The 18,740-nt window shown below is 57.3% G+C and carries 9 protein-coding genes; 1 reads left to right on the forward strand and 8 read right to left on the reverse strand.

Translation table 11 applies throughout. From position 1 onward, the window contains the following. Position 1: 1 nt before the first annotated feature. The 5 genes from HDF15_RS00505 to HDF15_RS00525 all read right to left on the reverse strand — a co-directional run bounded on the left by HDF15_RS00505 (position 2) and on the right by HDF15_RS00525 (position 10,881). On the reverse strand, positions 2–3,190 hold the full coding sequence (locus HDF15_RS00505) for a hypothetical protein (RefSeq protein ID WP_184252326.1): 3,189 nt from the start codon (positions 3,188–3,190) through the stop codon (positions 2–4). Between the two features lie 365 nt (positions 3,191–3,555). Continuing rightward, complete coding sequence (locus tag HDF15_RS00510) at positions 3,556–6,822, reverse strand: TonB-dependent receptor (RefSeq protein WP_184252327.1); 3,267 nt, start codon at positions 6,820–6,822, stop codon at positions 3,556–3,558. A gap of 52 nt (positions 6,823–6,874) precedes the next feature. Beyond that, on the reverse strand, positions 6,875–7,093 hold the full coding sequence (locus HDF15_RS00515; RefSeq protein ID WP_184252328.1) for a hypothetical protein: 219 nt from the start codon (positions 7,091–7,093) through the stop codon (positions 6,875–6,877). A 291-nt stretch (positions 7,094–7,384) separates the two neighbouring features. After that, positions 7,385–9,568: a DUF5703 domain-containing protein gene (locus HDF15_RS00520; RefSeq protein WP_184252329.1), complete on the reverse strand. Its 2,184-nt coding sequence runs from the start codon at positions 9,566–9,568 to the stop codon at positions 7,385–7,387. Positions 9,569–9,672: 104 nt separating this feature from the next. Then, complete coding sequence (locus tag HDF15_RS00525; RefSeq protein ID WP_409254852.1) at positions 9,673–10,881, reverse strand: glycoside hydrolase family 105 protein; 1,209 nt, start codon at positions 10,879–10,881, stop codon at positions 9,673–9,675. A gap of 504 nt (positions 10,882–11,385) precedes the next feature. Between HDF15_RS00525 and HDF15_RS00530 the strand changes: the two genes are divergently transcribed. Further along, positions 11,386–12,078: an alpha/beta hydrolase gene (locus HDF15_RS00530; RefSeq protein WP_184252331.1), complete on the forward strand. Its 693-nt coding sequence runs from the start codon at positions 11,386–11,388 to the stop codon at positions 12,076–12,078. Between the two features lie 92 nt (positions 12,079–12,170). Here the strand turns inward: HDF15_RS00530 and HDF15_RS00535 are convergent, their stop codons facing one another. Genes HDF15_RS00535 through HDF15_RS00545 form a run of 3 tightly spaced genes read right to left on the reverse strand, consistent with a single transcriptional unit; the run spans position 12,171 to position 18,594 of the window. Next, positions 12,171–15,740 carry a glycoside hydrolase family 38 C-terminal domain-containing protein gene (locus tag HDF15_RS00535; RefSeq protein ID WP_184252332.1) on the reverse strand — a complete coding sequence of 1,190 codons (3,570 nt, stop codon included), beginning with the start codon at positions 15,738–15,740 and terminating at the stop codon, positions 12,171–12,173. Positions 15,741–15,797: 57 nt separating this feature from the next. Continuing rightward, positions 15,798–17,228, reverse strand: a complete 1,431-nt coding sequence (locus tag HDF15_RS00540) for a multicopper oxidase domain-containing protein (protein WP_311733003.1) — start codon at positions 17,226–17,228, stop codon at positions 15,798–15,800. Beyond that, the gene (locus HDF15_RS00545; protein ID WP_184252334.1) at positions 17,197–18,594 is read right to left on the reverse strand and encodes a metallophosphoesterase; all 1,398 of its coding nucleotides are present in this window, start codon (positions 18,592–18,594) and stop codon (positions 17,197–17,199) included. The genes HDF15_RS00540 and HDF15_RS00545 overlap by 32 nt, the downstream gene beginning before the upstream one ends. Between the last annotated feature and the right edge of the window lie 146 nt (positions 18,595–18,740).

Consider the following 18,740-nt stretch of genomic DNA (forward strand, 5'->3'; position numbering starts at 1 on the left):
ATCAAAAGTGAAATAGGCCCCACTGGCTTGGGTTCAGGCGGGCTTCGCTGGGAACGTCGGCGGTCATGGCATCGGTCTTATTGTGCCAGTAGACACGGGCTTCGGCGCGCGTACCATCGCTGAGTACAAGACCCACGTCGCCCCGATACTGCTTGCCATGAGAGGAATCGAAGCCGAGCAGAGACAACGGCACGGTGATTTGGTATAAACCACCGCTTGCAGTGAGCGCGACGCGATCGCTGACGTCCTCGACATCATCGAAGACGACTTCCCCGATGGGCGAAGCGAAGGAGACGCGATTACCAGGCTTGTCGGTCTTCTGCCTATAGAGGACGGCGAGCAGCTTGCCGTTGCGCCGCGTGACGAAGAGGCGGGCGTCGCCGTCGACAACCTGGCGATTGTCGCTTGGCCCCTGGGCACGCACCATCAGGTCGAGGCCACCTCCCTGCGTGAAGGCAAAGGGAAACTCCGTTGCGGAGTCGCGAAGGAGATCGGGCTGATTGGTGCGGTAGGCGACGATCAGGTTCTTACTATCGGTGCCGAGTTGGAAGGAGGAGTTCTTATCGATGACGGCCCAGTCTTTGGCAGGCCAGCGATCGGGCGAGGCTGTACTTGCCGGATCGATGTGATGGACCTCAACCGCAGCTTTCAGGGTTTCGCGAGAGCGCGACTCGGAGCGAAGCGGCTCGGTGCGAGAGAGGTCTTCTCGATTTGCAGTGATGTATCCGAGGTCGACACGCTTGATGGAGTCGAGGCCGTCGAGGCGCACGGTCGAGGTGTGCCACTTGCCGATGGAGAGGTACACGTTGCCATCATCCTCGCCAAACATGAAGGGCCAGAACTGCTCGGCGTCAAAGCTGAGGTCGGTGATCTCCATGCCGGACTTTTGCTTCGGGTAGGGCCAGAAGGGAGAGAGGCGCGTGTCACCACCGAGCGTAGTGACCAGCAGTCCGTCGACGGTGTAGATATAGATCTCGCCCATGTAGGAGTAACGCGCAACCATGTAGCCTGCCTGCCCTGCAGCAGGTCGCACAGGATAGCCAAGCATCCGCTTGGGATCCTCGAGATCACCGGGCCCGGCGGGTGGAACCGAAGAGGAACGGGTGGGCAGCGTCCAGCGCAGTTGACCGTCCTTGTAGCCGCTCATGCCGGCGAGGAACCAGCCGTCGGGGCTGAGTGCGACGTCCCCGGTAGCAGATGTGTGCGAGAGGAGCGCCAGCCTGCTGAGGTTGTAGGAAGGGACACCTGCGGCGTCGACCGAGGCTACAGGCAGATGGTAAGGACCACCGCTGATGACGGAAAGATCGGGCTGAAAAACAACGCCAGAGGAACCAGGAACGGTCGGGCGAAAGAACTGGACCTCATCGGGTTGAACGACATGATCGTGATTGCGGTCGGTCCAGACGAAGAAGACACCGTTGGGATCCCCAGGCGGAATCCTGCGGCGGATCTCAGGCTGGTCGAGCGTCTCCCAGTGATGAGCGCCGGAGCCGACCCAACCTGCGCTGGCGATGGGGCGGCAGATACCGTCTTCGAGAATCCAGAGCGTAGTGACGGGACTCTGGTTGTACCAGTAGGTGTTGTAGGAGTCGGTGAAGTACTGGTGGCCGTCGCGATAGAAGGTCTGGGCAGGAGTGATGCCGCCGTGCGAACCGACCGGGATCATATCGTGCGGGAAGAAGATGGGCTTGGTCGGATAGCCGCCGTAGCTGATCACATCGTTTAGCGGATCGGGGAAACGGTAGCGCACAGCAGTGAGGCGCGAACTGCCGGTCGAGGGATCGACGCGGAATTCGAGCAGGCCCATGCTGCCGGGATTGCCGATAGAAGGATAGTAGGCGCGATAGAGATCGTGTGGATCCGCGAACCCTCCGCCACCGTACTGCGTGGGGCCATACCAGGCATTGAGGAAGCGGCCGGTCTTGGCGTCCCAGCGGCTGATGCGCTTGGGAAGGTAGTCTTCTTCAGCAACCCAGAGTGAACCTTTGGAGTCGATGGTCATGCCCAGGGGATGCGCCATGCGCTGCTCGTCATAGGTCCCGAGTTGTGGGCCGCCGGGATGACCGATGATACGCAGCGGCTTGCCGGTGGTAGCCGAGAAGACCTTGACCTGGTGGCTCGAGCCCCAGTCCGTGACGTAGATCTCGCCGTCAGCCTCGATGATCTGTTTAGGTGATTCCAACTGCGAAGCGGGAACGACGACCTGCGGGTCGGCAAGGGAGAGGGAGTGCCAGTCCTTGTGGAGAGTGAATCGCGTGATGGCGCCTTCGGTTGCGACCAGCAGGTGGCCATCGGGTTCAAAGGCGAGGGCTCCGAGGTGAGGGAGCTTGATCTTTGCGAAGGAGGCTTGTGCCTTGTGACGGACATCGAAGGCGACGATCTCGTCTGCGGCGGGGTTCGAGAGCAGCAGCAGGCCGTTGCAGGCGGCGAGACCGACGAGTTCGCGGAAGGCGTCGTGGGTCTGAACTCCTCCGACGACCTTCTCGATCGGTGTGAGGCCCGCTTTGGTAATGATGAAGACCTGGAGTGCTCCAGGGTCAGTCTTGCCGAAGTCGCGGCTGGGGTTGACGACGTAGACCGTGTAGGCGATGTGGTCGGGGTTGCGGTCACCGCCGATATCACGAGCAAGAGCGATTCCCCCGTTCCAACCACGAATCTTGATACCGTCGAGCTTGCGGCCGTTCAGATCGGTCCACATCAGAGCATGACCGGCCTCGGCAGCCTCCGCTCCAAACAGGATCTCGGGCTCGGTGGAATGGGTAGGCCAGGGGCTGCCCTCGGGAAGAAAGAGCGCGGAGGCCGGAGGCGTGTGATCGGCGAGCCACGCGCCGGTGCCGTCCGCGGTGGGCCAGGGAGGATTGCCGGGTGAATAGACGGAGTACTGGAGATGCGGAACGATGCGCTGATGGAAGAGGCCGCGAACATGATATCGACCGGGATGGGCTACGCCATCGAGTGAGCTTCCGTCCCAGGGGATTGTGTTGTGGCCCTGGTGAACGGGATAGTCGGCGACAAGATTTTTGATGCGATTGCCGTGCTCATCCTCAACTACCAGAGTGAGCAGACCATCCTGGCTGGCCTCGTAGGAAATGGCGATAGCAGAGGGAGCCGACGGCTGCATCTGAGCTCGGAGAGCAGGCGTGAAAGACAGAAGGCTGATGCTTGCAAGAATTGCCAGGGGACGGTGCATACATCTCCAACGGGTTTAAGACGATTTGCTGTTGACAGCACACGTCACAACAGCCGAAGAGACACTATAGCCGGTGGAGAGGCGATGGCGAAATTCGCATCGCGGCATTTCGATTCCGTTTCACTCCTGCCGCGGCGGAGATCGCCGGCACATGCGCTATGAGCGCTTGAACGCTCATCGATTCGCTTTGATAGAGCGTGGGAATGAAGCTTGCGCCTGGTGTAGTCGTCTCGTGCTGCGAGACGCAGGACTGTGCAAAGCGGCCTCCAGATCTACGAGCGTGAGCTCCCCTCTTTGGGTGAAGGATAAAACGGGAACGAGGTGGCCGCGCCACCTCGTTGATTCCTTCATCACATCTCCTGCGGCTAGAAGTTAATGCGTCCTCCGAACTGGAGTTCGCGGTTATCCGCAGAGGTACTAGTGATCTGACCGATGGTCGCCGTATTGCTGATGTTTGCCGCCGGCCCGCCAAAGTTCGCTCGATTCAGGACATCGAAGGCTTCAGCACGGAACTGGAAAGTCATCGCATGAGGCAGTGCAAAGTTCTTGAATACGCCAGCATCCCATTCTGAAAAACTAGGACCGAAGACCATGTTGCGTTGCGAGTTCCCATATCGATAGGTGAAGCTCGGTACTGCGGCGAATGCCCCAGGGTTGAACCACTGCTTCGGCGTCTTATGTCCAGGATATAGAACACCGCCAGTGTAGTCTGCCCGCCCGCTCGGCTGACCGGGTGAATTCGCAGGCGCGGTATAGGTTACTGAAAACGGCGATCCGCTGGTGGCCTTCCACACACCAGTGAGCTGCCAGCCGCCGATAGCCGCATCAAGCCACTTGGGAGAGTCGGAAGCAAGCCATTTTCCGCGACCTACCGGCAAATCGTAGCTGTAGTTGAAGGTGAATGCGTTTCGCGCATAGTAATCCAAATTGCCATAGTCATAACGAATGTTCCTCCGGTCCGTGACCGTCTCCTCGTTTGCGCCATCGATACCTAGCGCTTTGCTCCACTGATATTCAGCATCGAAGGTCAGGTCCGCGAAGCGGCGACGGGCGGCCAGCTGTAGTTGGTTGAAATTTGAACTCTCTCCATAGAGGTAATAGGTGATTGCCGAAAATGGCTGAAAAGGCACGGCGGCCTGGCCATTGGCCGGCTCCCCGGGGCCGCCTAATGGTTGCGGAGTCGTCTGATTGATTGGAAAGGGAGTATGCAAATGACGCGCATCATTCCCGACATAGGTAGCGCGTAGAGCAACCTTCTTCCAGCCCTCTCCTTCGATAGAAAGATTCCACTCTGTGTTGAAGGGCGTCTTTATCGTCCGCGAAACTCCATACCCGGTGGGGTTCGCAGTCACTCTGCTACTGGCCGCTGGAAAGGGTGAATCAAAGGTTAGGAATGGAGCATCTGAGGTGGCCGATGCTGGAGCATAGTTGGTTGTAAGGACAAAGGGAACCTGGTTGCCCATATTATTTACCAGATCGGAAAGGGGGAGATTGTCATAATAGACCCCAAAGCCAGCGTGAATCACCACCTCTCGGCCGGAGATTGGACGATACGCGAAACCAAGCCTGGGTTGGAAATTGGTATTTTGTAAATGAAGCCAATTGGCCATCGTGTAATCATTTACAGCTCCATCTACCAGAATTCCCGGATATCTCGCGACGATCGAAGGATTTGGCGTTCCATGAACCAGAACCAGCTTCCCGAAGTCAGGATTGAAGGTGGCAATGCCGCCTCTGCGCTCTTGGAAAGGAAATAGTTTGTCATACCGAACTCCAAGCTCGAGCGTGAGCTTTGGAGTGATATTCCAGGTATCGCGGGCATAGAGCGCATAACTCTTGAATAGCGCATAGTACGTAAAATCATTACTGGACGTATTGTCGCTGTTTATATCTCCAAGCAGAAAATCTGCAAACGCATTTACAGGATTTGAATTCTGCCCCGAACCGCTGTGATAGCGTCCTGTGTATTGGCCACTAAACGTAAAGCTTCCAGTGTTGTACGTGGTTCCCGACTCTGCCTCCGCAAGAAATTGACCGCCGAACTGGAGCGCATGATTACCATGCACATAGCTTAGGTTGTCATTCACCTGGGTGGTGTGTTGATGGCTGAAACTGCTCCCGGTGGAAAATATCTTCTGTAAGTTAGAAATATTTACAGTCGGAAGAAGACCGTATCCAGGATCGGTGGCCGGCAGCCCGCTGACGAGTGTTGTCGGATCCAGGGTGTAATTCTGGTCGATACGAGGATCGGCACGTTTGTTCAGCCCGAGCACGAACTCATTTACGAGTGAGTTGGAGATAGCCCGCGTATAGTTTCCGGCAAACTGATTGATGATGTTGCCCAGGACCGCATAGTTTCCAAACTTATCGGTACCGCCCACATCGTACGGCGCCGGCTGGCGTCGATTATTATAGAAACGGAACATTAGATGGTCTTTTTTTGTCGCCTGATAGTCCAGGCGGATGGAGAACCGGGGATCGATCTCCAGCGTTGGACTTGCGTAGCTGAAGTTGTTACCGATCCCGGCCGGCGTCGGAACATTTGGCGTTGAGAAAAAGGGAAGAAAGCGCTTCGCCACTGTGCTAATGCGAGAGAGTGGGATCTGGTTATTGGGGAATGGTTGGCCGGTCGCCGGGTCATAAATGATCCCGGTCGAGCTTGTACCGGTGGCAGTCCCATTTGCGGAAAAATCAGCGAAGCCTGTAGCCCCGGTGCATCCCGCTGGAACGGTAGGAAGTGCCTGGCAATACCAGGCCAACGGGGGCATTGCATATCCTCGAACAACCGTAGTGAGACTGTGAATCCCCTCAAAGCTCGAGAAAAAGAACAGCCTATCGTGCAGGATGGGACCGCCGATTGTGCCCCCATATTCGTGCCTGTTGAACGCAGGGATACGAGAGCCCGGCGCGGTGAAGTAGTTACGCGCTTGGAAAAATCGATTCCGGTTGAAGTAGAAGGCGCTTCCATGAAAGGCGTTACCGCCGGACTTGGTAACGATGATTACCTGTGCCGCGCCGTTGCCATACTGGGCCGGCGAGTCGATACCGATTGTATTGAACTGAGCAATATCATCCAGTGAAGGGACCTGGTCTGACATGCGGGCACCCGCGATATCGTCATTTGAAATACCGTCAATGGTCTGATTAGCGCCGCCTTTGAAGCTGCTGCCGGATATCAACGCGTTAGAGTTGGGCCTTTGCACGCCAGGTGCAAGCCCCAGCAGTGAGTAGGCGTTCTCACGCCCATTCAGCGGAGTCTGGTTGATCTGCTTCCCGTCTACGACACTGCCCACGTAAGTAGTGTCGGTCTCGATCAAAGGCGTCTCGGCAGTCACCTGGACGACCTCCGTTGTTTCACCGGCGTTCAGAGAGAAGTCTTCGCGCAGGGTCTGCTGGATGTCGAGGTTGAGATGATTAATCGCCTTCGGCTGAAAGGTCTTGGCCATAACGGTGAGGCTGTATACACCTGGCTGCACAGAGTTGAAAACATAATCACCGGTGTCGTTTGTGTGCCCTGCCAAGGTGATACCGGTCGCTTCACTCCGTAGAACAACCATCGCATCCGGGATAACGCTTCCGGCAGAATCTTGCACTCGCCCGACAAAACTGCCGCTGGTTGTTTGGGCGTTCAACGTACCGATTTCTAAAACGACGGCCAAAGCACAGAGAGCTGCCATTCTCCATCTACGCAACATTGGATACATCATTTTTGCAGGCTTGCCCATTTTCACTTCCTCCAAATATTTTCCAGACGAACGGTCGGCTACGAGGTACGTCCCACCAGGAAGGGTGACGCCCCCTGGCGATGCCAAGAGATAGGATCCCCATAAGGGTGCGCAGCAGGAGATAGAGCGTTTGTGAGAATACAGGCGCGGCTTCGGCGAAGCGTCTGATGATCTTCATCGCTCTATACATTCCTTTATGGTTGCGATACCACTAGCGGGAGAATTCTATACTACGAATCTACGAGTTCGCCAGGATTTGAAATTTTCTCACTAATAAAGCCTATTCATTTCAGAAAGAAGTATCCAAAGGGTCGCTTTCATCGTGCCTCCCCACCTTCTATGACGCAAAGAATTCAGCAGTTAAACGACATCGTTACCATCAAAAAACAAGCATCCGGATATTTCATACAAGCCATCACCGATCAAACATGCGCTCGCAGTGTCCCGGTCTTGCATCAGGAACGACGTATTACTTAAACTTGTCGCCGTTAACCAAGACGTCTTTTCGCCGGGAGGCAGGCGTAACAGTCAGGTGCACCAGCTTGCCGTGGTGCACCTCACCTTCCACTGTTGTGCGAAACGGAGCAGCGAGTTTAAACCGCGCATCCCAGTCTTTCGGCCATGCGGGCAACAACAGAATCTCTCGTCCGTTGTTTTGCAGCAGCATGGCCTGTAATCCCAGCTCACCATTTCCCCCGTTATCCTCATCCGGATCGTAATCATGCCCCCGATCCCAGAATCCGGGGAACTTCATCCGCGGATCGACATTCTGAAGGTTGAAGCTCACCGACTTGCGAGCGTCATCGCTCCGGCCCAGCATTGCGGCCTCAACAGGGTCCTGAGACCAACACCCGCGAAATCGCATCTTCCGTGCTTCAAACGTATCTTCTGCGATTCGCAGATCGGGTCGCCCAACACCATAGAGGCGAAACGGAAATACGGCATACAGCTCTGGGTTCTCGATATTTTTCCGCGGAGCGTCTTGTTTGCCCGTGTAAGGCAAGAGAACCTTCTTCCCGTCTATCTGTCCGGTGGGCAGATCCGGTAACGCTGCATAGAGCCTTTCCCATTGCGCACGTTGCTCAACTGAACCAAGGCCATTGGGAAGCGCAAGCAAGCGGGCCAATACAGCATGGAGTCCGGCGATATCCGGAAGCGGATCGGACACCTGCCAGAACGTCTCAATTGAGTTGTCGTTGTTCAGCTCCAGCTTACCCGCAGCGTCGCGGGGAAAATGTTGATCGAAGAAGAGCAGGCCCTCGGATGCCATGGGGATGAGTGTTTTTTTGGCGAACTGCTCATCTCCGGTGTATTCAAAATAGTCCAGCATCATCATGGACAGTTCGAGGATTGGGGTGAAGTAGTAATCCGTATGTCGTCCGCTCGGTTTGGTCCGGAGGTCTGGGATCGGCGCGTAGAAAGCTGCCGTCTCCGCAAGATAAGACCCGGGGTGGCCATAGTAGCTCTCGATCAAGGGCGCATTCTGCTCCATCTCGCGCTGATACATGCGAAACAACGGGAGCATCTCGTCGAAATCACCCGCAGCCAGACGTGGCCAATACATCGGGCGAGTGTTCTGGAACCAGTACTGCCCTCCCCAGGCACGGTAATTTGCGCTGACTTCGTGGGAAGGATGTGTCTTGGGGTTATCCGTTTCGGATGCGTGATCCACCACGAAGAGCGATCCGTTGAATTTGATCGGATAGGCTCCCCGCCCTGCGGCCGCTGTGACAAAGCGCTGCAGAATATAGCCGCGAGTTACCGTGTCAGCATCCTGTGCGCCTCCGAGCACGATCCAGCTCCGGTTCCAGAACGCAGACCACCATTGCGAATGAGCGAGGAAAGCATCGGCAACCGCAGTCCTGTCATCTTCTCGTTTGAGACTGTCCATGGCAGCCAGCCACCCTTCAGCCTTTTCGGTGGTCTCCGTTAACGTGTGAATCGATAGGGACTGATGCAGCGAGGGCTCCGTCGAAACCAACTGGGTATCGCTCACGGCCTTCATTCCGGAACCTTCCATCAGAGCGCCGGTAGTCAGGTTCCGTACAGCATCAACGGCACCCGCTTCATTGCGGTGATACCAGGCGATCGTGGAGGTCGTATGTGGCGCAAGATGCATCGCACTAACGTGATCTGTCTCGCCGTACCAAGGTTCGAGGCTTGCTCTGAGAGCAATAGGATGCGCTCCCTGTTCTTCTACATGAATCACAGGACGGTTCGCATCCACCCAGATCTTGAGAGTCGTATCCCCTTCGCGTATCGCGATCGACGCATCCTGCAAGCGCAATACCTGTTGAAACGGAAGGCTGTTTGCATCCCATGGAGGCGACATCGAAACGCGGACACGCCCGATCTTCATCAAACCGTTGCTGCCGAGCGGGTTCTCACTCCAGGCATCCGTCTTGCCAATGTAGAAGACAAGATCACCGTTCTTTTCAGTCCAAACATTCAGGCCGACGTCTCCATTTCCAATCGGCATGGAGTCTGCCGAGCCTGAGCCCGGCTCGTTCCAGATCACGTTATAGGCCGAGAGGTCCGGGCTCGCTTGAGTGAGGCCGTGGGGGTCACTCTGCGCATAAACCACAGCACCAGAGACGAGATTGATCGCCAGAAGACAGAGAGTTGGCAAATACGAATTCTTTAAGAATCCCATCCTCTATTCCTCTTTTCCAGAATTGAAGCTTTGAGCGCAATCGGCCCAGCGGCCGCGCCAGGTTGTACAGTGCAGACAAACAGTACATCAAGGTGCATTCCTGGTTATCGGAGTGAAGCAAGGTGCGGATGCGATTCTGACCACCCATATACTTCCGAACCAGCGAGCAGGAACGCGCCTACGCCGAATACGGAACTCGCGCCTGGCGTGTATACCCCAGGTGCGGCACCGACGGGCTGGCAATCTCCCAGCCGGCCATCGGCATAGATGTGCGACACCAGTCCTGCCCAGCCTCGTTGCACTACCGGCCCATACTCCTTCTCATTCAGCACACCATGCCGAACGCCCCATGCGAGAGCGTAAACAAAAAAGGCTGAGCCCGACGTCTCCGGGTAGGGATAGGAAGCGGCATCGGCAAGTCCAGGCCTCCAAAGCCCGTCCTCCCCTTGCAGCTGCTTCACCGCGGAGGCCATCTCTCGCAGCTTGTTCACATAAAATGGGCGTCTTGGATCGGAAGCAGGCAGGTGTTCCAGTACCTGCACCAGGCCTCCCATAACCCATCCATTCCCTCGCGACCAGAAGACCTTGCGGCCGTTCTTTTCGTGTGAGTTTAAGAACGTCGCGTCCCTCGAGAAAAGATGCTCGTGAGAATCCCAAAGCAGGCCTGAGCTGATGTGCCATTCTCGATCTATGTAATCCAGATACTTGCTCTCGTGTGTCTCTTCCGCAAGCCGAGCCCACACGGGAGGCGCCATAAAAAGCGCATCGCACCACCACCAGACGGGATGCTTCGGATCATCCGGTATTTGCAGGTCCTCGTCGAATTCGGAGCGGATTGCCGCGATTCGCTTTTCATCTGGCTTCTCGGCATAGAGCCAGAGATACGATTGTCCTATCGCCTGATCGTCTGCATGTGTTTTGCGTGGGCCAAGCTTCCATTCGAAGTGCTCGGCAACATCCTGCACCGTCGCTTCGTATCGCGGATTCTTCAGCGTTCGCGAAGTGCTCAACAAACCAAGGTACAGCGTCGCATAGGTCCAGTCCTGGCTCGGCGAGGTAGAGATTCGCGCGTTCTGCCAATCGGCCACTTTCCTCATCGCGGCCGCGACACTCTTCGGACTTACCTTCGCTGATATCGACGCCAGCGGTCCGGGATCAACTGGGGCGTCACCTACAAGCTCTCCCGTGGGCGTACGTTGCTGCGCAAGGGCGCAATGCCCACTTGTAGCGCAGAGGAGGCATCCGAGAAGAACTCGCCGCAGTATTGACAGTCGCTCCTCCGTTATTCGCATTTTGAATCGGGTTGGCTTCATAGTACGACAACGCTACCATAATTTGCGCGAGCTGCGCATCGCAGGAAGTTCGACAGCGTGTCTACTTCGTAAGTGACGCAATTCAATCTTCATTTCAGGGAAACTGGAATTTCTTCGATTACTGTCCCTATTCAGAGCAGCTTAAGGTCTATCATTTCGCAATAGAGATCTACCGAACTGGCGAGAGAACGCATAGCCATCGAGCATGATTGTCGCTACCATCTTTACGTTCAGCGAGACGAACCAATGAGGCGAAGGACTTTTCTCCACGCATGCACGACCGCCGCAGCGTCATGCTGCATACCGGCCTGGTTAAGGGCGGCCGAAGTTGGCGGCTCACAGACACAACCAGCGCCTCAGGCTGTCCATCCAGCAGGCGCAGATTCAACGGCCACCAAGGACTATCACGGCTTCTTGCTTCAACCCCTTACTGTTGACGGCTGTAAAGGTCTGGTGGTCATACCCCGAAAACCATTGAAGGGCCGTCCATGGGTGTGGAGAACGATGTTCTGGGACGCCTTCCCCGCGGTAGATCTCGCACTTCTCGAAGCGGGCTTTCATGTCGCTTTTATCGATGTTGGGAACACTTTTGGTGCCCCGGAACCGATGAAGCATTTTGATGTTTTCTACGCAACCATCACCAGGCAGTTCAACCTCGCCCCCAAACCTGCCTTGGAAGGACTCAGTCGAGGAGGTCTCTACGCGTATCGCTGGGTCTATGTAAATACAGATAAGGTCGGTTGTATCTACGGAGACGCTCCTGTGTGCGATATGAAGAGCTGGCCGGGTGGCAAAGGAAAAGGGACAGGCAGCCCCGGCGACTGGAAGCAAGCGATTGAGGCCTATCACTTCGCCAACGAGCAGGAGATGCTCGACTTCACCGGCAATCCTATCGATATCCTCGCCCCCATTGCCGCAGCCCATATTCCAATCCTTCACGTCTGCGGAGATGCGGACCGAGGCGTTCCCATGGAAGAGAACACCGATATCGTCCGAAAGCGTTACATGGCTCTGGGCGGCGACTTCGCCCTGATCGTAAAGCAAGGCTGCGACCATCACCCGCATGGACTGAAGGACCCGGCCCCCATCGTGAACTTCATCCTGGCGCATAGCGCCGAAGGAAGAACAGCCAAGAAAGCCGCAAGCGCCGCCCCAAAGCCGGGTTCTGTATTGCTGCTACCTCGTGGTAAATGGTAGGTTGGCTGCCCTGACTGAGCGCGCGAAAAGAACTACCGAAGATGTTTCCGGCTAAGTATCCACGCCCTGCCTACCATTTCTAGAGAATTGCCTTAGGGTTCCGATCGGTTCAGCGTGTCGAACAGCGGTGCTGCCGGGATCAAGGATGGATTGTCGTTGACGACTGAGATCGACAGAATCTGGATCTTGTCGTTGTTCGGCAGCGTAAGCGTGCGAGCGCCTGCGGGCAGAGCCAGCGAGTACACGAAGAGATAGGAGTACTGGTACGGCTCATTGAGCCCCTCCGCTGTGTGATGGTGCGACGCGTACCAGCCCAGTGGAGCCTGCTTGATATAACCGGGCTTTAATCCGACGTAGTCATCGGGATAGCGCCACGTGGGAGGCTTGGGCGTATTCGTCGCATCGAGGGGATGCCATGACGCGAGATTCGCGGAGACGGCCCAATCATGCTCTGGAGTGTCTTTCCAGAGGCGCGTATCCCACTGTCCAACCCAACCGGTCCACGATTGAATGTTCAGCTCAGCAGCATGATTGCCAACACGGAAGCGCGCCTTCTGATCGTCCTCAGAGGAGGCTGCAGCCAGCAGATAGACACGGTTGAATCGACCGGCGGGCAGTGCAAGCGTTTGCCCCTTGGCCGTGACGGCGTTCGGCACGCCGGTTTTGGCTGCGGCAAGCTTGAACCTGACCGGACCGTAGTCGATCTCAGCCGGAAGCATCTCGGCGGGCAGCGCATCTCCCTTGCCGTCGATGCCGCCGTCTTCGATCTTCGTATCGTCGTTGCTGGCGACGGCATGATCGTAGTGCAGCGCGACGGCCTGTTCTTGCGGCTGAGTAAGTCGAGCCTGCGGCGGTGCGAGCTTCAGGGCAAAGGTGCGCGGCTGATACGCCGTGAAAGATGCAATCAGGTCGCCGTGGCTTACTTCAGCGGGCCCGACCGGTTCTTCCTGCGCATTAACTTCGCGCGCCGACGCAACCGGCACAGCGAAGGACACATGCGTGCTCGGCGCCGGCCTGCCGTTCAACTCCACCATGCGGAGAATCAGCTCGTCGCTGTCCTCAGCCTTCTTGAAGGCCAGCACACGGATAGCAGGATCGCTGACACGCACGAGCGAGAAACTCTTGCCGAGCGTGCCCGGATGCTTTTCCGTTGTAAACGAGATCAACGGATCGTTTACACGGTAGGCCTGCCACGCCGTCTCTTCCTGGCGGAAGTCGCCGGAGTGCCCAGCGACACCGAGTACGATCTCGTGATGCCCCCAGTCCTGATTCGTCTGGTCGCTGAAGTTGCCGGGATGGCCATCAGCCGTGGGCTTTGCTCCGGGAGAACGCAGCAGCGTCACGCGAATCGTCTGATCGCCGGGCTTGTCGGAGCCGTTCTTCACATCGGTCAGCAGAGTCACGCCAAAGCTTCCACTTTTATCCATCAGATCGATCCAGCGATGCGAGGCCAGTTCGTACTGTTTCGGCTGCGAATTGGACCGCTCGACCGTGCCGATGTCCCAGCTATAGGTGGCTTTGGGATTGGAAGCACTGAGCGAAAAAGCAGCCTTGAGGTTGGAGCCCGCGGTCTTCCAATCGATGGCATCGTGAAGATCTACACGGTTGCCGGCATCGCCCACAGCGAGACTGACAGTTTGCACAAACCGGGAGCCTTCGGTCTGCCGCGTCACCTCAAGCGAGACACGCGCCGGGCCATTCTCGCTGATGCGAATCTCCGCAGGTCCGCTGACAAAAGTGCGTGGAGCAGCCTGCTCCTGCGCGAAGTCCATGTTCCACGCTGGATAGTTGCGAGGAATATCGGTGGAGATCGCCAGTTTGAGAGGCGCGGAGAGTAGTTCCCTGCCGAGTTTCTTGTCATAGAGGCTCGACACATCGCCATCCTCGTTGAGCAGCACTCGATAGCGCTGGTTTTCGAGCGACCGGTCGGATACATGTAATGCTTTGTTCTCTGCTGGCTGTGCGGCCGGGCGCACAGCGAAGACCGCATAACCGACGGAGGGCATGGACGCCAGGAAGACGACTTTGCCGTCCCCCCACTGCGCAGGCGTCTCCTGCCCGTCCGGGCCATAGACGCGTACTGCTTTTGGTGCCCCACTGGGAAAGACAACCGCCGCCTCGACGAGATCCTGCCGAGCAATGTTGAGCGGGTTGTAGACCACCACAGGCACACCCTGGGTGCGCGTATCGAGACCGGAGGCAACAGCAGCACTTGCACTGGTGAGCACAGCGGCAAACTGATTGGCTGCGATCACATCATCGTTCCAGGCATACTGATAGGCTCGCGGCGTCGAGGTTCCCGCGCCCGTATCGTGAAAGTGTCCGGCGAGTGCAAGCATCCATGCATCATTCAGCCGCTGCTGCGGATAGTCGCGAGCACCAAGCCATTGCGCCGCGATCGAAGCCTTCTCCGCGGCGTCGGCAAGATTCTCATCCTTGATGATCCAGCGCTTGTGATAAGCCTGCGAGGTGAGTGAACCGGCGGAGTGGTCAGTCAGTTCCAGGTCGCCCTCGTAGTGCGGCATATGCGCAGCCATCTCCGGCGTGATGGCACGGAATATCTGATCGGCGGAGGACTCAACCACATGCACCGGGCCTTCTCCTACGCGCACCGTCACCGAATGCGCGGGGAAAGCCGGCGCGCCGTTCAGCTTCGGCAGGGATGGCAGGATCGTGTCGCTCTTCGTCACGATAGCTTCAAGGAGCTTGATGGTGGATTCCTGTGGCGCTCCGCCAGTGTCTCCCGTGCCTACGTAGCGGTAGTCGGCAAATACGCTCGACGCTTTGCCATCGAGATCGATGCGCTTTTCCCAGTCCGTATCGGCAGCGACAAGACGGTGAAGCGCGTTGGCCTGTTCCGTGGTGAGCGCCGGTTTTTGCGCACTGCTCAGAAGCGTCTGCTCCATAGACGTACCGGGAGCTTCGCTCAGGTCGGTATAGATACTGCTGCCATAAGCGCCGGGATGCAACGCCGCAATCACGCTCTTGCCATCCGGTCCTACCCACACACCGACGTTGAAGGGTACGCCGTCCGGTGTCTGCTCAGGCGAATCGAGTCCACCTGCTTTCGGCCCCGCGGGCCAGCGTCCACCGATCTTCTGCGTTGAGAATCCTGCGAGTCCGGCGTGAGCAAGAATCGTCGGCAGCGAGGCAGGAAATCCGAAGCTGTCCGGCAACATGAACTCGTTGCTGGACTTGCCGAACTCATGACGAAAGTACGTATTGCCATACAGGATCTGGCGGAAGACTCCTTCGGCACTGGGCAGGTTCACATCACCCTCTTCCACCGAAGAGCCTGCGGGAAACCACTGTCCGCGCGCGACGTATCCCTTGATGCGGGCATAGTCGCTAGGGAAATATTCCTTCATCAGGCGATAGCGATTCGCACCGGTCCAGTTGAAGACATAGTGCGGATACTTATCCATGTCATCGAAGTTCATCTGCATCGTCTTGGGCAGGAACTGGCTGATCGTCTGCGGAAACTCCCATCTCCATTGCGTGTCCAGATGAGCGTAAGGGACGACGAAGAGTGTGGGAGTCTTTGTGATGTCCGGCGGGGTCATCGTCTGACCATCAACGGCGGTTATCAGGACAAGCATTGCGGCAACAGACAGCAAAGGGCGCCGGACAATGGCGCAGGCGGTATGGAAAGTAATGCCCATTCTGAATCTCTCCCGAACAACTTATGTAAAACTGCAATGCCGGATACGGCTGGCGTCTTATCGCACGTCGAATAACATCTGAAAGCCGCAGTCCATGTGGAACTGGTTGTGGCAATGAAAGAACATCAACCCCTCCTGCTCGGGGGTCCAATCAACTTCGATCCGCTGGCGAGCGCCGATGAGAACGACATCCTTCAGCAGGCCGCTGGTAGCCCTTCCGTCAATGCGTGTCAGTTCAAAGGAGCTGCGATGCAGGTGCAGCGGATGCGCATCAGAGCTGGTGTTGTGAAATGCGAATCGGTAGCGCACGTTTTTGTGCAAGGCCACAGGGGGATCCGACGAGCGATAGCTCTTGCCGTTGATCGTCCATCGCTCCATGCCATTTTCGCCGGGAGAGATGCGTGCGATGACCATCGGCAGCGTTACATCGGCAGGCTGCGGCGGCCGCTGCAGACCGAACTGCGTGTAATCCCACAGAGCAACGGTGGCACGCGCATTCGTCGCGACGTTACTGTAGCCTGCGTACTCCACCAAAATACCCAGGCCTGAGCCACGTACGTCGTCGTCGGTCGAGCCCAGAATCCACACGCCGGGACGGCTCATCTCCACGATGGCGTCGACGCGTTCGGCAGCGCCCAGATCGAGTGAAGAAACTTTACGAGGCCGCGGCACCGGGTTTCCATCCAGGGCGGTGACAAGAAATTCGTGGCCGGGAAGAGCGATCTGAATATTTTCAGTAGCGCTGGCGTTGAGGATGTGGAACAGAACGCGCTGTCCTTTTTTCACGCGAATCGGTTCTCCATGACCAAGCGCCTTGCCGTTGATAGAGCCGATACGATAGCCGACCTCGACCATGCTGGGACCCCAGTCGGTTTCACCGAACTCCTCCACGGCGGCGGGGTTGTCATCATCGTCCATATCCATGAAGAAAGGCTCCCACTCATGCGTGGAGAGAAAGATCTCCTGGTCGTAGCGGCCGGGATTCTCCTTCGGCTCAACGTAGACGAATCCGAACTGGCCGCTGTAGGTGCCTACGGTGAGATCGTCCATCGTCATCACGTGCGAGTGCACCCATCGCGAACCGGCCGCACGCGGCGTCATGCGATAACGAAGATGTCCATGCGGCGGCACAGACAGGCTGTTCTCCTCCATCGTGCCATCGAGGGCCGCGCTCAAAGGAAAGCCATGCCAGTGCACGTACTCCGAAATTGCGGTGTCGTTGAAGAGATCCACAGTGACAGGGACGCCTTCGCGCAGACGGATCAGCGGCCCCGGCACACTGCCGTTGTATCCCGTGGTGAGGATCGTCTTTCCGGGAGCGACATCGGCCTTCACCGAGCCGATGCGCAGAGTGACATCGGCCGGTATGTTGTGAGTTGCCCATGCGGGTACTGCAGCCAGTCCGGCGACAGTCGCCGCGGCTCCCGAGAGAAAGCCGCGACGTGTCAGCTGTCCATTATTTGGTGAGGCTTCGACGATACAGTTCACTTCCATCCGTACCTATAAAAGAGATGGCCAGGGTCTTGCTGTCGGCCTCAAGAACTGTGAAGCCGTTGACCTTTTGCCGAAAGATGGAGCGGTCATACGGATTCATCTCGTAGAGACCGGCGCCGCCTCCGCCACTGACGAAGAAGTGAACCGTTCCCTCCGGCTTCAGCTCCTGCAGGTTGTGGTCGTGGCCGTTCAGATACACATCGACATGGTCCTTCTTGAGGATGGGCAGAAGCCGCGCGATGAGCTCTTTGTTGTCGCCGCGCGTCGCCGAATAGATGTGATAGTGGCCAAAAACTACCTTCCACTGCGCCGTGCTCTTGGTAAGCTCCTCATCGAGCCACTTCAACTCCGCTTCATCGACCGCCGGAGTATCGAAAGCGAAGAACTGTACGGAGCCCGCAGTGAACGTGTAATACGGCGCAGGCATATGCCAGTTCTGGCTCTTGGCGGAATACATGATCTCCGCCGCCGGGCTGTCGGCCCCGCTCCAGTCATGATTGCCGAGCACGGCGTAGAACGGAAGGTGCATCGGGCCGTAGAGCTGCTCCCACTGCGTCTGCCAGCGAGGATCATCGGGGCTCGTCATGCCGCGCGGGTAGAAGTTGTCGCCGAGGGTCAAACCGAAATCGAAGGGATGGATCTTGTGATACGCGACCATCGCCGCCGCAGTCTGCTTCTGCGCCGCTGAACCGGTTCCAAAGTCGCCGAATGCCAGCACGCGAATCGGCTTGCCTGCCGGGGCCACGGCGAAGAGCGGCGGCGGAACGCGCATGAACGCGGGAAAGGCGATACCGTAGCGGGTCTGCTGCAGAAGCTTTTGCTCGTCCAGCACCAGGCCTGCGCTGTGGATATCACCGGCGGCCACCGCCGTTCCTAGCCTGGTGTTCAGCAGGCGGCTCAGGGAGTCGATACGGACCGTCTTCAGCATCTCTACAGCGGCGAGGGAGACCGACACATCAGGGTCCGAGGACGCATGGCTCTCCAGAGCCGACAGATCCTGGCCCTCGTGCCAATGCCTTTCGAGCGCCTGGATGAGGTCGATGCGAAGCGTCGCGGAGGATTCTTTTGCAAGCCGGTCGAGCAGGAACGCGGACTCCGAGGGCATATCGCCGAGAACGTGAAGTACCGTCGCGACAAGTTCGGCATCTGGCATCTTCTCAGCCTGCTGCTGATTTTCTTCCGGCTGCTTGACCTTCGCCGCTACCTCAGCGCGGTAGTCAGCCGGGATACGCGCCAGGATCGATTCAGACAAGGGCACAGCTGGAGGCTTGGACTGCACCTGAGCAGCTAGCTGCAGTGGCATCAGAGAAGCCGCAAAGATCAATAGGAGAACAGGACGATGTGACGGCAATTGCAGCAAGATTGGCGCTCCTCCAGACAACGGCGTGAACACCTCGAACATAGTGAACGGTTGTTACTTAATGATAAATTTTCACAACATTACCGCGAATAATGTCCTGAATGATCAACACTTGGCGATGTTCCCTCAGGGACCTCAAGATCCGC

It is taken from the genome of Granulicella mallensis, assembly GCF_014203225.1.
Lineage (GTDB): Bacteria > Acidobacteriota > Terriglobia > Terriglobales > Acidobacteriaceae > Granulicella > Granulicella mallensis_A.

What these genes read in the sequence shown, in the direction of transcription:
- HDF15_RS00520 (WP_184252329.1), bottom strand. Translation starts at nt 9,568, where the DNA reads ATGGGATTCTTAAAGAATTCGTATTTGCCAACTCTCTGTCTTCTGGCG.
- HDF15_RS00525 (WP_409254852.1), bottom strand. Translation starts at nt 10,881, where the DNA reads ATGAAGCCAACCCGATTCAAAATGCGAATAACGGAGGAGCGACTGTCA.
- HDF15_RS00515 (WP_184252328.1), bottom strand. Translation starts at nt 7,093, where the DNA reads ATGAAGATCATCAGACGCTTCGCCGAAGCCGCGCCTGTATTCTCACAA.
- HDF15_RS00530 (WP_184252331.1), top strand. Translation starts at nt 11,386, where the DNA reads ATGTTCTGGGACGCCTTCCCCGCGGTAGATCTCGCACTTCTCGAAGCG.
- HDF15_RS00505 (WP_184252326.1), bottom strand. Translation starts at nt 3,190, where the DNA reads ATGCACCGTCCCCTGGCAATTCTTGCAAGCATCAGCCTTCTGTCTTTC.
- HDF15_RS00535 (WP_184252332.1), bottom strand. Translation starts at nt 15,740, where the DNA reads ATGGGCATTACTTTCCATACCGCCTGCGCCATTGTCCGGCGCCCTTTG.